The sequence below is a fragment of the Micromonospora sp. NPDC005161 genome, from assembly GCF_053599855.1.
Map to the genome: position 1 here is coordinate 1 of NZ_JBSFYQ010000052.1, position 14,468 is coordinate 14,468.

Consider the following 14,468-nt stretch of genomic DNA (forward strand, 5'->3'; position numbering starts at 1 on the left):
GCTGCTGGCAAGACGGCGTCGCCTACGACCCCACCCGCCACCGAGCTCTGCAGGCCCTTCTCGCCTCCGCCGCTTGACACAGGGCTACTCATGCCGCCAACCGGGCGCCCTGGGAGGCAGGCTCTCGTCACCCGGCGTAGACATCGGCCCAGGCCCTGTGCACGCCGAAAGCAATGCGGCGGGATGGCTACCTGGAGGGCGAGCCGGAGAGCCACCACGGTTCGCCGACCGGAGTGGCATCCGGCTGCCCCGCCGCGATGAGTGACCGTTGATCGGTCGTTGCCAAGAGCAGCGTGCCGTCGTCCGCGACATGGGCCTCTGCGATCGTGGCGCCGTTGAGGGTGAACCCAGCGGTTAGCCACGTGACCCCGTCGTCAGCGGTGCCCCGAACACGAAAACCTGCCTCGATACACCAGCCGGTGTCCAGGTAAAGGCGGCTTTCGTACGGCGGCGTCGATCGGTTGTCACAGAAGCCGAGGAAAAGCCACGCCTGGCGGAGGCCGATCTCCACGACGAAGCAGCCGGCAAGTTGGTCGGGAGACACGAGTACATGTTGCCTGGCGTCAGACGCTCCGCGCACCCTGATCCGGAGGGCGGCGCCCGGTCGATACCGCCGGGCACCGGCGCCGCCGAGTCGTACGGCTGCCGGGTGAAGACGAAGGTGCCGAGGTCGAGGTGGCTCACCGCGCCTGCGGCGTCGCGCTCGACCCGCAGCCGCTCGCCGGCGAAATAGCCGCAGAGACCCTCCCAACGGCCGTCGTGGTGGGGCTTAGCCGGGTGCCGCGCCCGCCTCCGGACAGCGGGGCCAGCTCCAAGACGCCGTCGGCCAGCGGCCGCAGCACGTAGGGGGCCGGCCCCAGCACCGGGGGCCGGCGAGGTTCAGCAGCTCCGGGTCGACCGCGGGCAGCGGCGCCACGGCGCCGGGATCCGCGGCTCCCGCTCGGCGACCGTCCGCAGCAGGTCAGCGGCGGTTCGCTGGGTCGCGAACGGCCCGGTCGAAGTCCGCCGTCGTTCGCCACCGCCCGTCGGCGTGCGTCGCGGTTTGTCACTCCGTTGGGCGCGCACCCACGCCCCGTCCCGGCCTGCGGTGGTCTGCGCCACCGTGATGGCCAGCCTCACCGCGGACCAGCCCACCGACGACATCGCCCTGCTGGCGATCCGCGCCGCCGAGGGCAACGCCGCGACCGGGTCCTGGTCACAGCGCCGACCAGGGCCGTCAGCCGGCCTCGTGGTTCCGCTCCGGCTCAGATCTGTCTCTGCGCGGTGACCCGGACTCGCCGCTCGGTCCCGGTCCGGCCCCGCCGGTCGGGTCCGGCCCACCCTGCTCGCCGGTCAGCTCCGCGTCGGGCTGATAGCGGTACGCCGCCTCCCGTACCGCCGAGTCGGACTCTAGTCCGGCGCCGAGCGCGCCGCCGACCGTCGCCAGCGAGCTGGCCAGCCAGCCCAGCTTGACCTGGTGGGCGACGCCGGCCGGTCGGCCGGTGGATTCAGCGAGCAGGTCCCAGGGGACGAGGGCGATCGCCCCGATGATGGTCAGCGCGGCGAGCGCCACGTACAGCGCGAGGACGCCGATCACCACGGTGAGCACGGTGACCACGTTGAAGAGGACGACCTGCTCTCGGGCGCCCGGGTCGCGTGGAACCCGCTCCCAGAGGCGCGCGCCCAGCACCATGGTCAGCACCACCGCCAGGACGGAGCCGGCCGCGAGCAGGGCGAGCCGCAGGTTGCCCAAGGCCGCCGACAGCTGCCAAATATCGGCGCTCACCAGGGCGAGGACGCCGGTCGCGAAGGCACCGACCAGCAGCCGGGAGAGCCGGACGGCCAGCCGCCACGGCCGGTTCGCCCGGAGCATGCCGAGCAGCAGCCGCAGGTTGCCGCCGATCACCCCGGCCAGCAGGCCGATGCCGGACGCCTGGTGGTTCACGCGCGCGCCGAGTTCCCGGGCCCGCCGTTCGGTGGCCAGGCGCCGGCGGCGCGGGCCGGCCCGTACCGGGTCGCCGACCGCGTCGGTATCGCCGAGCAGTGCCGCGAGGAGCCGGTCCCCGGCCTCGGCCATCCGCCGGGCCACGGCGACGGGGCCGAGCGCGGGCATGGAAAGGACCGCGACGCCGTGGGTGGTGCTGGCGTGCGCGACGACGGGCCGCCGCGCGGTCTGCAGCGGCAGGTCCGTCACGCAGAGGACCAGACTCCAGCCCTCGGCCAGCATCCGGCGCCGGGCTGCCTCGATGAGCTGGCCGAGGTCGGCCGGCCCTTCGACGAGCCGCGCCACCTGCAGGCGTACCGCCCAGTCGACCTCCGGGACCCGGTTGCGGAGCCGGTCGGCGAGCTCTCTGACGGCCTCCCGCGCCAGGTCGGCCGCGGCCCCGGGGGCGGCCACGACACCCACGACGACGGACCCGCGCCCGGTCACCACAATCCCGGAGCCGGATCGGCCGCTCCCGCGGGCGTGGCGCCGGTCCGTGGCGCCGTCGTCAACACTCGAGGTCGTCCTTCAGGATGCTCATCGCCGGCTTCAGCCGCTCGGTGTAGAGCGGCAGCAGGTCCTCCTTGATGAGCGTCCGGGCCGGTTCGTCCACCCGGTTCAGGGCGTACGTCCACTCGATGCTCGTGGTGCCGTCGTCCTGGTCGCTGAAGTACGAGGACCCTTGATGCTGTCGACCAATCCGCGCAGCCGCGGCGAGCTGAAGGTGTCGATCCGGTACGAGAACGAGTTCGGCGGCTCCACCGTGAGCAGTTCTTCCTCGTTGGTCGAGCCGTCGTCCGAGGCGTTCGTCCGGCGCAGGCCTGGGGTGTTCCAGTCGGTGGTGACGCTGCTGGCGCACGATTGCCGGCGAGTGTCCGGTTCTGGGGAAGATGTGGCTCAGGTCGACATCGATGACGTATTCGAAGACCTGACCGGTGGGAGCGTTGACGGTACGGGTGACCCGGACGAAGTCGTCCCCCACCTCGGTGCAGTCCCGGTCGACGCTCATCGCCGCCCCCGTCCCTGTCGCCTGGTCCAGCTAGTCCCCGGTAGGCGCCGACTCATTCATCCGCGTCCGGGCGACCACGCCGGACCCGCTGGTCAGGGCTGGTACTGGCTGCGGGTGCGGGGCAGCCACTGGGGGTGCTGGTCGCGCAGGTAGCGGATCAGTCCCTCGCGCAGGTCGCAGCGCAGGTCCCAGGCGCTGGCGCCGTCCGCGGCCGAGGCCTGCACCTGGATGACCACGGTCTGTGGGGTGGCGTCGACCATCTGGAGCACCCACCGGTCTCGATCCCACAGCGGTGAGGACTCGACCAGTCGGCGTGCCTCCCGGCGCATGTCGTCCAGGTCCGCGGTGTGGTCGACATGGATCTGGATCTTGCCGATCACCCGCGACTCGTCCCGGGTCCAGTTCTGGAACGGCCGCTCGGTGAAGTACGTGGTCGGCAGGATGAGTATCCGCTCGTCCCAGAGCCGGATCACCACGTTGGTCAGCTTCACCTCCTCGACCCGGCCCCATTCGCCGTCCACCACCAGCACGTCGCCGACGTGCAGCCCGTCGGCGAAGGCGACCTGGATGCCGGCGAACGCGTTACCGAGCGCGGTTCGGGCCGAGAGGCCGATCACCGCGCCGACCACCCCGGCCGAGGTCAGAATGGAGATGCCGAAGAGGCGTACCGGCCGGAAGGTGATCAGGATCAGGCCGATCGCGAGGACCGTGACAACGGCCACCGTGAGCCGCCGCACCGGACGGATCTGGGTCCGGGCCCGCCGGACCCGCCGGCTCGTGGCCAAATCACTCGGCAGTCGGCTGAACGCGACCGCTTCGGCGACGTGCAATGCCCTGACCACCAGCCACGCGCCGACGGCGATCAGGACCAGCAGGATGGCGTGCCGCAGATAACGATGCCACCCGGCCAGTCCGGGCGGCAGCGCGTAGTACAGCGCCCCGATCAGCAGGACCGTGGCTGCCGGGCGGCGGCAGGCGAGCCGCAGCGGCTCCAGCAGCCACTTGTAGCGGCCACGGGCAACCCGGCGAACCAGCACGCCGGAGACCAGGTCCACGACCACGGCCGCCGCCAGCGCGGCCAACACGATCAACGCGGTACGCATCAGAAGCCGTTCACCGTGATCCCGATGCCGCCTCTCCCGGGCTCGCGACAGCACCCCCGCGTTCAGGGTGCCATCAGATCCGGTGGCAAGCGGCGGATATCGAGAATGCCAGACGAGACGGTCGGCCTGCCCGCCGGCTTCCTGCGAGCCGACGCAGGATGCGTGATCGGCACCCTATGGCCGGTCGCCGACCTGTCGGGAACGCTCATGCAGCGCTGTCAGCTGCTCTTAGGCGTGCCGGAACGTGCGGCCGGGTGCCGCCCCCCGAGGCGCTGCGCGCCACCCAGCGCTGGCTGGCCGGGAATGCGACGCGGAGCTGGCGGCGTACTTCGCGGGCGAGCCCGCGCCCGCCGAGGCGCTGCCGACGAGGGTTGGCTATTCGCCGACTCGCACTACTGGGGCCCGGTGCTGTCGGGCCGGTGCAGGATGCGTGCAAGGTGAACGCGGTCCACACGCGGGAGGTACATCGGCGCCGGTTGTGTCCGGTCCGCCGGAGCGGTCTCTGCGGCCTCATCCCCGGCCGTGACAGATGCACGGATCTGCCGCGATCCGCTCACCAAGGTCGGCAGTGATGGAGCATCAAGCGGGATCGAGGTGGTATCCGAGGCTGTTACAGCACAACCCGCCTGATGGCGGCGATCTGGCCTAACCAGTTGCTCAGTCGCGAGATCTTGACCACGTCGCCGGTTCTTGGCGCCTCGGTGATCAATCCCTGACCGAGATACATGCCGACGTGGCGGGGGTTGGCCATAGTCCCTTGGCTGCCGGGGATGAAGACGAGGTCGCCGGGTAGCAGGAGCGCCGGGTCGGCCACCGGCTTGCCGGCGTTTACCTGGTCGGTGGTGACGCGCGGGATAAAGATGCCGGCGGCCCGGTACGCGGATTGCATAAGCGAGGAGCAGTCGCATTGGTTGGCGGGGTCACCGGAGTGCGGGTCGGTGCAGGAGCCGCCGAAGTGGTACGGCGTGCCGAGTTGGCTCACGGCCCAGACGATGGCGGTCGCTACGGCGGGTGGGGTGTTGGCGGGTAGCGCGAACCCGGCGGGGAGCGCGTCGAGGGCGTCGGTGGCGCAGTCGACGAGTGTGCTGGTCAGCTGCTCCACGAGGTGCAGGGCGTCGTCGGTCCACCTGGCGTAGGCGTCGGGGAATGCCGACACCTGGACGGCTTGCGCGGCCTGAGTGAGCGGCATCGTCTGCCAGCCGGGCACGGTCTGGAGCCTGTCGAAGAACTTGCCGGCCTGGTAAGCGGGCTCGGACAGTTGCGCGATGGTGCCCCAGCCTTGGCTGGGGCGTTGCTGGAAGACGCCGATGGAGTCGTGGTCGTTGCGGTCGCCGAGGAAGGGCAGGTTGCGCAGGCCGGATTCCTGCATGGCGGTGGCGACGGCGACCGTCCAGCCCCAGCGGGGTACGCCTTTGGTGACCCCGACGTCGACGATCGCGGCGGCGATGTCGAGTTGCTCGGTGTCCCATCGGTCGGGGCCAGGCGGCTGCCCGGAGGGGCGTAGGGCGGACGGGGCGGCGATGGCGCATCCGCCGGGGCCGCCGCCGGTGACGGAGGACAGCAGCAGGAGGGGCAGGCCGAAGCAGGCGATGACGACGACGGTGACGACGCCCATGATGAGCTTTGTCATGGTGATGACCTCTCGGGATAGCCAGAAGGGGTCGGTCTGCGTGCGGGTGTGCGGCTGGAAGCCGCGACGCGCGTTCTAGCGGCGGTAGACAAGGGGGAGTAGATCGGCGTGGGTCTCGCGGAGGAGGTCGGCGATCAGGGTGCTGGCCGGGAACAGCGGGTAGCCCATGTCGACGCGGGTGGGGTAGCGCCAGTCCCAGTGCCCGGGCTGCAAGCTGGGCACGTACCGGAGGGCGTCGGCGAATTCGAGGAACACGGCGCCGTTGATCTGTCCGGCGAGCAGGGGCAGGGGCTGGCTGGCGCAGGCGGCCAGGCAGTGGCAGTCGGGGTCGTTGTAGATCGAGCGCGGTTGGCCATGGTGCATCGGGCAGCGGCAGTCGCAGGCGCGCTCGCGGGCATCGCGGTAGGTGCGGTGCATAGATGTCTTCCTTGGTCGTGGAGCACAAAAGGGGTCGTGGGCCGCCCGCTTGGGCGGCCCACGTTGAGCGGTCGTTTCAGTCGGTGGACGTGTGGAGGACATTGGCGGCCTGGCGTAGCAGGTGCTCGATGACGAGGCCGGCGTCGTAGACGTCGGCGCGGGTGGCGACCTTTGTGGCGTTGTCCCAGTCCCAGGTGCCGTTGGTCATGGCGGGGACGTGCCAGAGGTCGCCGCCCTGGTCGAGGAAGAGTGCGCGGTCCCGCTGGTTGGGCAGCAGCGTGATGGGTTGGGTGGCGCAGGTGATGGTGCAGGCGCAGCCGGGCTCGTTGTAGGTGGTGCGCGGCAGGCGGTGGTGAATGATGCAGCGGCAGTCGCAGACCCTGCGCCACGGTGGCGTGTACGTCACGGGTTCCTCCGCAAGGGTGTGAATGCGCGTACGCCTCGGTCGCCGCCGGCGTAGGGGCGGCTTCCGAGGCGTACGCGGTGGGGACGGGTGGTGTCAGGCCGTCAGCGGGTCGACGGCGGGGGTTGGAGATTGTGTGTGTTCCCTAAAGCAGGTCGTGCTGGATTTGGCGGGTCTCCTGCACGGTGAGCAGGTGGGCCGGCAGGCGGGGCACGTGTTCGCGCCAGGCGCGGTAGAGACGGTGGGTTCCGTCGATGAGCAGCGGGCCGGGCGGGTGTCCGCTGATGGTGAGCTGACCCACGATCAGCGGGCGGGTCAGGTCGGTGGTCATGGCGTAGGTCCGATTGAGGGCGGTGCTGGTCGGGCCGATGAGGCTGGTTGCCCACGGGTTGTCGAGATGGGCGAGGCCGTACGCGGCGGCCCACGCCGGCACGCCCAGGGGTCGGGTGTCACGGGGCGACGCCTCGATCAGCGCCTGAGCGGCGTCGATCGAGTACACCCACGGCCCGAAGTGGAACCACCGGGGTGGTCGAGGTCCGGTCACTGGTGGTCCTTCTTCGCGGTGACGTGGGCGTAGATCGCTATGCAGCGCAGGATCAGCTCGTGTGACGGCAGGGTCAGCAGCCGTTGCCGCTTGTCGTCGCGGAGCTGGTCCCAGATGAGGACGGTGACGCTGGCCGACCACAGGTCGACGAGGACACCGTCGATCTTTGCGTGCTGCCGGTTGGCGACGATGCGCCGCAGCGTGTCGATGAGCGTGGCATCGCCGGGTGGGTGGTTTGCGTCGTCGGGTCGTTTTGCTTCGGGGAGCAGGGTGTAGCAGTCCTCGCAGGTGACCTCGACGCGCGGCGGGTCTTCGGTTTCCCACCGCTGCACGTCGGCGGCGGGCAGACCGCACACGGACTGTCGGAGGTCTCGGGGGTGGCGGATGTGGCGGATCATCGGCAGGCCGTTCCGTCTGATCCGCGCCGCCTGGTACTCGGCGGTGCCATGGGTATGTCCGTTCCCTGCAGGCCGGGGCAGCGGTCGGTGGACCGCTGCCCCGACGTGTCGAGGTGCGGTCAGACCTTCAGCAGGTCGAAGGCGGCCACCTTCAGCTCACCGACGTTCCCGGTGAGCACCCGGTTCGCGCGGGCGAACTCGTCCTTGGCGGGCTGGTAGTGGTCGAGGTACTCGGTGATGGCCTGGTATCCGGCCCACCGGCTGCCGGCGATGGCCTTCTGGGTGTCGGCCTCGCGGATCAGGTACTTCAGGGTGCCGAGGCGCTGCTTGGCGTTGTTGCGGGTCTGCTCGGAGGCGTTGTCCTTGACCGGCCACACCTGGCCGACGACCCTCTCGAACTCGCGCATGGTCAGCTCGGTCTGGAGCATCCGCTCGGCGGCCTTCTCGAAGGTCTCCATGTACGTCCACATCCGTCCCAGCGCTTCGCGGGCCTGGCTGATCTGGGAGGTGACGTTGGAGGTGTGCCGGAACGTGTAGTGCCCGACCGAGTGGGCGAAGGCGGCGCGTTGGGTGTTCGCGCACACCACCCGGATGGGGCTGGCGTCGACGCGCAGCGCGGCGGTGCCGTCGTGGGAGGTCGTGCCGATCAGGTAGAGGTCCAGTCGGTCCACCCCGGCGATCTTCATCGCTGTAGGCAGCTTCATCGTGACGAACACGCTCTTGCCGCGGCGCAGGCTTCCGGCGGTCTCGAAGTGGGCGCCGCCCACCTGATCGACCAGGCGGTCGAGCATCTCGGCGCACTGTTCGTTCTGGACCACGGTGTAGTCGGTGCCGACGATGCCCAGGTACTCGGTGTCACCGGTGACGGGGTTGCGGCGCACGGTCATCCGCTTGTCGTCGGCGGGGATCTGCACCTCGACGCCGTTGACGATGTCGATGCCGACGGTGCGGATGGTCCGCACGCCCCAGTCGCCGAGCCGCGCGGCGGCCATGATCTCCTCGGCCTTCATGGTGTCCTGGGTGACGGTCCCCAGCTGATGCCAGGCCGACAGTCGGGCGCTGGCGAAGGCGGTCGTTCCGTCGGCGAACGTCTCAAGTTCGTGTGGCACGGGTTTCTCCTCTTCGATGTGCCGCGGGGGCCGAGCGCATCGCTCGGCCCCCGCGATGGGTGTGGGATGGTGCGGGTCAGGACTGCTCGCGGTGGCTTTCGCCGGTCGTGATCGCAGCGGTGGGGTCGGCGAACGTCATCGGTTCTGCGGTGACCTGGGTGAGGTGACCGGTGGCGGCGGTGTGCAGGCAGCAGGTGGTGACGGCGTTCGTGCCGATGCGGCGCCCGTCGGGGGTGGCGTTGATACCGGGGCGATCTCGTGTGGCCTCACCGGATGGCCCGGCCCCGCAGCATGATCGGCATGTACCGGGTCAGGACTGCTCGGCGTCGTTGTCGCCGTGCCCGGTGCTGCCCGCGCTGGCCTCAGTGCTGACGGCGTGGTCGGGCTGCGCGGGGTAGGCGAAGGTCAGCGGCGCGTCAGAGACCAGGGCTATCCGGCCTGCGGCGGCGGCCTTGGTGCAGTTGTTGCGCACCGCGCCGGAACTGACCGCGCGGCCAAGTTGTCCGCTGATCGCGGTCGCGATGTCTTGCGGGCTCATCGCCCGTCCCATGTTCGCCGCCAGGACGTCGAGAGTCAGCTTCTCCAACTCGCCCCGGCCGAACGGCTGGCTGCCGTCGGCGTTGAGGGTCGCGTCAATGCGGCGGCCCACGCTCCCCGTGATGCCCGGCGCGCGCGCCGGCGTGCGCAGGGGCAAGGTGACGATGTGGGTCTCCCCGTTCGGGCCGACGACGTGCAGCGTGCCGTCAGGCCGGATCAGGGGCAGCACCGCCGCCGTGGTGCTCGGCGCGGTCGCCAGGCCACGGATGACCTGGTAGCACAGCGGGCAGCGGGGCGGCTCCGGGTTCGGGTCGACCTCGCTGGCCTTCGTCGGGCCGGCGATCCACCGCTCCGGCGGGCCGGGCAGCCGGCGGGCGGCGTCGGCCTGCTCCATCGCGGTGAGCAGCCGGGAGGCGGTCGGGTGACTGATACCGCTCTCGGCCACGATCACGTCGAGGGTCGCGCCGTCGTCGCCGTAGTCGGCCAGGACACCCTTGATGGCCATGACCTTGCGGTCACCAGGGCGAGCGGGCTGCACGGCGGCGACCGTTGGCGCCTGCTCGTCCTCGCCACTGTCGGCGTCGTCTTCGGTTGTGCCGTCGGGCTCGGTCGCGTCGTCGCTGTCGATCTGGCTGCCCGGCTGGTCGGTCGTCTCGGTATCCGGCTTGTCGTCGCTGCCGTCATCCGGTCGGTCGTTCTCGGCGTCGTGGACCGCTTCGGTGGGCTGGTCGCCCAACTCCATGTCCGGCTGGTTGGCCGCGTTGTCGGCGTCAGGGTCGCCGATGTCGGTCTCGTCCGCTGCGTTAACGGGTGTGAGGGCGGTGGTGTCGGTCGACGCGGCGAGGGTCCACCGGGTGGGCGTGCCCTCGGCGTCGGTATCCACCGCGACGATGACACCGGCGTCGGCCAGGTTCTTGATCGCCTTGTCGGTGGTCGAGCGGGCCTTGCCGGACTTGTCGGCCAACTCGTGGAGGGTGCCCTGGCCGAGGTCGGTCAGGGCGTCGAGGACGGCCTGCGTGGCAGGCGTCAGGGGAGTGTGTTCCATCAGGGTTTCCCTCCTCGGGAACTGGTGGGGACGCCCGGCACGGTGGTGTGTCGGGCGGTGGGGCGCCGGGTTGCGGGCAGCGGTCAGCGCGGCGGGCGCGTGTCGTGGTGCGCTGCCGAGGGGTGCCGCTCAGGTGCGGCCCGGTGGTCGTGGCGGTGGGTGGTGCCGCGGCGGCCGGTCAGTGGCCGGGGGTGGCCTCGTCGTCGGCGGTCTGCAGGATGTAGAGGCGGTCCTCGGTGGGATCGCGGTAGATCCCGGCGTCGGCGTGGGACAGCCACAGCGGGTTGACGCTGCCGGACGGGCGGAGCCTGGCGTCCGACATGCCGACTCTGATGTGGGTGGCGTGTCCGGCGAGGTTCTGCCGGCGGCAGGAGTCGGTGTGCGGCAGGACGACCAGGACCGTGTCGCCGGGGTTGACGTAGCGCCCCCGCAGCGACCGGCCCGGGTTCGTCTGCGCGTACGCGGCCCGAGCCTCGTCGCCGATGAGGGTGTCGATCCAGTTGCGGGCGTACCGATACTCGCGGACCAGCTCGCTGATGGTCTCCATCGGGCCGGCGACCGTGCTGGTAGAGCCGTTCAGGTCGTCGTCGTTGATCAGTAGGGTGCGCAGCTGGTCCACCGCGAGCAGCAGCTCGGTGCGCAGGTGCCGCAGATTGGCGGCGGCTTCGGGCAGGTGCGCGGCGGCGGGGACGGGGTCGGTGGCGTGTTGGTCGAGGGTGCGGTCGGTCGTCGCGGTGATCCAGCGGCTGATCGTGTCGAGGTGCGGCATGAGGTCCCCCCGCTTCAGGTGGTGAGGTGGGCGAGTTCGGCGGGGTCGAGTTGGTTCGGGGTGCGGTTGCGCCAGGTGTCGGAGTGGCGCAGGTGCCACCAGCGCAGCAGGGATCGGCAAGCTGAGGCGAGGTCACCGCATGCGGGTAGCGGATTCACCGTGGCGAGCGGGGCCGGGTGATGCGGCCGGGCGATGTAGGCGGTGGGCGTCCACCCGTGCTCGGTCTCGGTGACCTCGCCGACGACGCGATCCGGGTAGGGGATGTCGAAGGCGCCGGCGGCCTCGGCGTCGGGCACCACCAGCCAGGTGTGCGGGTCGTTGCGCCGTAGCGTCGCCACGCCGCGCGACGGGTTGCAGCGCTGCAGGAGCAGGTACCGCTGGTCGCCGTCGGCGATTGGCCGGTGGTTGCGCCAGGCGTGGTAGCAGGTGACGAGCGCGGCCCCGAGGACGGTGTGCCGTTCGCGGGCGACGAGCGCGTCGGCGAGGGTCTGGTGATAGCCGGAGATGTGCAGGTCGGCGCGGGCGGCCAGACCTTGCCGGGCCGTCTCGGCGAGCACACCCACCCGGGCGAGGGCCTCATCGAGGCTGGTGGTGCTGCCGGTGAAGTCGCGGGCGGTCTTGTGCAGGATGCGGGCGAGGTCGCCGAGGGGATCGGGGGTGGCGGTGTCGTGGCGCCAGAGGTGCTCGGGTAGGACGTCGTTGGTGTCGGCGGCGATGCGCCGTAGGGCGGGATCGGTCAGGAACACGGGGATCTCCTTTGCCAGTGGGCGGGCTGTGGGCATGGCGAGGACCGGTCGCAGCGGGGCTGCGACCGGTCCTCGGTCGGGTCAGGCGATAGCCGGTTAGGCGATGGCGACCGCGCACAGTCGCGCGGTTGAGCGCAGGCTGCGCAGGTAGCCGCACGCCTCGTTGAGGAAGCGGAACCGGTCAGCGACGGAGTCACTGGCCGGGATGAGCAGGCGGCCGTCGGTGGTGATCAGCGCGTCGCCGATCAGCGCGATGCGCCAGTGCAGCCCGACGTAGGTGGCTTCGCCGGCTTGGTAGACGGACAGCTCGTACGGGTCGAAGGAGAGGGCGAGCGTCGCCAGGACGCGGGGTTGCTGCTCGAAGCGGCGGCGGGCCTCGGCCAAGCTCAGCTTGGTCGGGTCGGCGTGGTGTTGGGCGAGGTAGTCCTCGAAGGGGTGGGCCGGACGGGTCGTCGCGGCGATGTGGGTGTTCCAGGCACGCCAGCGCAGGGTGGCGTCGTTGGCGGCCCTGGCCGCGGTACCGGTCAGGTCGAGGCGGCCCTTGCGGCCTCCGGCGGCCATGGTGACCGCGCCGAAGCGGCGGGCGGCGTCGAGCAGGTAGTAGCCGAGGAAGCGGGTCAGCCAGCCGATGAGGCGGCGGTGGCGCACGTGGTAGCGGCGGGCCGGTGTGCCGTCGGTGTCCAGGAGGTGGTTGACCTTTTCCGAGGCGGCGAACCAGTCCGCGTCTTCGCCGGGGGCGAAGCACACGGTGACGACCGGGGTGTGAAGCGGCATGGACGTGGGCATGGCGGGGTGCCTCCTTCGTGCAGGCGTGGGGGTGGAGGGTTGGCGTCGTGGTGGCGCCGGATCGCGGCATCTGGCCGGGACGCTGCCGTGGGAGGCGCGGGGCGTGGATCACGAGCCGACCGGGAGGTGGGCTGTGGGTGATCCCGCTGGCGCGGGCAGGTCCCGGGGGGACAGATGGGCGGCGGTGCGAGTAAAAGGAAGAAGCTGCACCGTAGCGTCGCGACCTGACAGCACCCCCTCTGTCAGGATTGCCGAGCATGCCGCTGAGCTGCGCTGACAGGGTTTCGTCGCGAGCCCGCCAGGGTCTGTCAGCAGTGAATAAGGCGGGAACCCCGGCCGTTTACGGCCGGGAGGAACGCCGTCACGGACCTGGACGCTTCTGGTTCTCGATGTACTCCTTGACCACACCTAGTGGGGCACCGTCGCACGAGCCGGCGAAGTACGACGGCGACCACAGGTGACCGCCCCACAGATACCGACTGAGGTGGGACGGGAACTCCTGCCGCAGATACCGGGCCGAGACACCCTTGAGCGAGTTGACCAACTTCGACAGAGCCACGGCTGGCGGGTAGTGCACGAGCAGGTGGACGTGGTCGTCTTCGCCGTTGAACTCGCGCAGCTGCGCGCCGAAGTCTTCGCACACCTGGGCCATGACCTGCTGGCAGCGGGTGAGGATCGGATCGGTGAGGGCGCCGCGTCGGTACTTGGTGGTGAAGACCAAGTGCGCGTGAAGATTGTGGACGACGCTGCGACCCCTGCGCACGTCTGGGTCTGGAGTCCATCGAGGTGACATGGACCAAATGATACGATGGGCTGGTGAAGCTGGTTGTGCAGGTGAAGCTGCTGCCGACGTCGGAGCAGGCGTCCGCGCTGACGGCGACTCTGCGCGCCTGCAACGAGGCGGCGTCCGATGTAGCGCGGATGGCCCGTGACATCGACTGCTACCGCAACTACGACCTGCGCCGGCACGCATACCACGGCATCAGGACCGACTACCGGCTCGGGGCGCAGGCCGCGCAGCACGTCATCAAGAAGGTCGCCGACGCCTACACCACGCTGCACGCCAACATCACGGCTGGTAACTACGGCAAGCCAGGGTCGCAGCGCCGGCGGCGGGTCGAGGCGACGCCGGTCCGATTCCGGTGGGACGCCGCGCAGCCGTACGACGCCAGGATGCTGTCGTGGCAGTCCGACTCGCGCACCGTGTCGATCTGGACGATCGACGGACGGTGCAAGGGTGTCGCCTACACCGGTTCGCCCGAGCAGCTCAAGGCCGTGGCCGAGTTGCCGGTCGGGGAATCCGACCTCGTGCACCGCGACGGCACGTGGTTTCTGTGCGCCACTGTCGAGGTTGCCGAGGCTGATCCGGTCGACCCGCAGGGGTTCCTTGGCGTGGATCTCGGCGTGGTGAACATCGCCACCGACTCCGACGGGCGGGTGTACGCCGGGGAGAAGCTGAACCGCTACCGGCGGCGGCAGCTGCGACTGCGCGCCCGTCTGCAAGCCAAGGGCACCAAGTCCGCGCGGCGGCTGCTGGCCCGGCGCAAGCGCAAGGAAGCGCGGCATGCCACCGACACCAACCATGTGATCTCGAAAAGCATCGTGGCCGAGGCCGCACGCACCTCGCGCGGGGTCGCCGTCGAGCAGTTGACGGGGATCCGGCAGAGGGTACGGCTGCGCAAGCCCCAACGGGCCGCGGTGCATTCGTGGGCGTTCGCCCAGCTCGGCTCTTTCCTGACCTACAAGGCTCGCCGGGCCGGTGTCGCTCTTGTCCAGGTCGACCCGGCGTACACCTCGCAGACGTGTGCGCAGTGTGGTCACCGGGACAAGCGGAATCGGCCCGACCAGGCCACCTTCATCTGCCGGTCGTGCGGGGTCGTTGCCCACGCCGATCGGAATGCGGCCGTCAACATCGCCCAGCGCGGTGTGGACGGCTGGGGAGCAGTCAATCGCCCACACGCGGCACCTCGTTGCACCCAGCAGCGGGGTTGATCTGCAAGCCCGCCCAT

The 14,468-nt window shown here is 70.5% G+C and carries 16 protein-coding genes and 1 pseudogene; 1 reads left to right on the forward strand and 16 read right to left on the reverse strand.

Annotated elements, in window-relative coordinates:
• Positions 1-187: 187 nt before the first annotated feature.
• From ACWD5O_RS32145 to tnpA, 16 genes and pseudogenes are all read right to left on the reverse strand, one after another.
• Positions 188-544 (reverse strand): hypothetical protein, encoded by a 357-nt coding sequence (locus ACWD5O_RS32145; RefSeq protein ID WP_354968235.1) that lies wholly within the window; start codon positions 542-544, stop codon positions 188-190.
• Between the two features lie 113 nt (positions 545-657).
• Positions 658-825: pseudogene (locus tag ACWD5O_RS32150) on the reverse strand (DUF7586 domain-containing protein); the annotation flags it as partial.
• A 391-nt stretch (positions 826-1,216) separates the two neighbouring features.
• On the reverse strand, positions 1,217-2,377 hold the full coding sequence (locus ACWD5O_RS32155; RefSeq protein WP_450087608.1) for a hypothetical protein: 1,161 nt from the start codon (positions 2,375-2,377) through the stop codon (positions 1,217-1,219).
• A gap of 94 nt (positions 2,378-2,471) precedes the next feature.
• On the reverse strand, positions 2,472-2,972 hold the full coding sequence (locus ACWD5O_RS32160; RefSeq protein ID WP_450087609.1) for a hypothetical protein: 501 nt from the start codon (positions 2,970-2,972) through the stop codon (positions 2,472-2,474).
• 92 nt (positions 2,973-3,064) lie between these two features.
• Positions 3,065-4,075, reverse strand: coding sequence for a mechanosensitive ion channel family protein (locus ACWD5O_RS32165; RefSeq protein ID WP_449941251.1), 1,011 nt, complete (start codon positions 4,073-4,075; stop codon positions 3,065-3,067).
• Positions 4,076-4,685: 610 nt separating this feature from the next.
• Positions 4,686-5,705, reverse strand: coding sequence for a C40 family peptidase (locus tag ACWD5O_RS32170; RefSeq protein WP_450087610.1), 1,020 nt, complete (start codon positions 5,703-5,705; stop codon positions 4,686-4,688).
• Between the two features lie 75 nt (positions 5,706-5,780).
• On the reverse strand, positions 5,781-6,122 hold the full coding sequence (locus tag ACWD5O_RS32175; protein WP_354968240.1) for a hypothetical protein: 342 nt from the start codon (positions 6,120-6,122) through the stop codon (positions 5,781-5,783).
• Positions 6,123-6,198: 76 nt separating this feature from the next.
• Positions 6,199-6,528 carry a hypothetical protein gene (locus ACWD5O_RS32180; RefSeq protein ID WP_449941258.1) on the reverse strand — a complete coding sequence of 110 codons (330 nt, stop codon included), beginning with the start codon at positions 6,526-6,528 and terminating at the stop codon, positions 6,199-6,201.
• A gap of 142 nt (positions 6,529-6,670) precedes the next feature.
• On the reverse strand, positions 6,671-7,069 hold the full coding sequence (locus ACWD5O_RS32185; RefSeq protein WP_450087611.1) for a hypothetical protein: 399 nt from the start codon (positions 7,067-7,069) through the stop codon (positions 6,671-6,673).
• Entirely contained in the window at positions 7,066-7,467 is a 402-nt protein-coding gene (locus ACWD5O_RS32190; RefSeq protein ID WP_450087612.1) for a hypothetical protein, read from the reverse strand. Before ACWD5O_RS32190 ends, ACWD5O_RS32185 begins: the two co-directional genes overlap by 4 nt.
• A 119-nt stretch (positions 7,468-7,586) precedes the next feature.
• On the reverse strand, positions 7,587-8,576 hold the full coding sequence (locus ACWD5O_RS32195) for a DUF932 domain-containing protein (protein WP_450087613.1): 990 nt from the start codon (positions 8,574-8,576) through the stop codon (positions 7,587-7,589).
• A 310-nt stretch (positions 8,577-8,886) separates the two neighbouring features.
• Positions 8,887-10,158 carry a MarR family transcriptional regulator gene (locus ACWD5O_RS32200; protein ID WP_450087614.1) on the reverse strand — a complete coding sequence of 424 codons (1,272 nt, stop codon included), beginning with the start codon at positions 10,156-10,158 and terminating at the stop codon, positions 8,887-8,889.
• A gap of 178 nt (positions 10,159-10,336) precedes the next feature.
• Positions 10,337-10,927, reverse strand: a complete 591-nt coding sequence (locus tag ACWD5O_RS32205; protein ID WP_450087615.1) for a hypothetical protein — start codon at positions 10,925-10,927, stop codon at positions 10,337-10,339.
• Between the two features lie 14 nt (positions 10,928-10,941).
• On the reverse strand, positions 10,942-11,673 hold the full coding sequence (locus ACWD5O_RS32210) for a hypothetical protein (RefSeq protein WP_450087616.1): 732 nt from the start codon (positions 11,671-11,673) through the stop codon (positions 10,942-10,944).
• A 96-nt stretch (positions 11,674-11,769) separates the two neighbouring features.
• The gene (locus ACWD5O_RS32215; protein WP_450087617.1) at positions 11,770-12,459 is read right to left on the reverse strand and encodes a hypothetical protein; all 690 of its coding nucleotides are present in this window, start codon (positions 12,457-12,459) and stop codon (positions 11,770-11,772) included.
• Positions 12,460-12,820: 361 nt separating this feature from the next.
• Complete coding sequence (gene tnpA / locus ACWD5O_RS32220) at positions 12,821-13,252, reverse strand: IS200/IS605 family transposase (RefSeq protein ID WP_450087618.1); 432 nt, start codon at positions 13,250-13,252, stop codon at positions 12,821-12,823.
• 23 nt (positions 13,253-13,275) lie between these two features.
• On the opposite strand from tnpA, the gene ACWD5O_RS32225 reads away from it, so the two are divergent.
• Positions 13,276-14,451: an RNA-guided endonuclease InsQ/TnpB family protein gene (locus tag ACWD5O_RS32225; RefSeq protein WP_210916031.1), complete on the forward strand. Its 1,176-nt coding sequence runs from the start codon at positions 13,276-13,278 to the stop codon at positions 14,449-14,451.
• Positions 14,452-14,468: the final 17 nt, after the last annotated feature.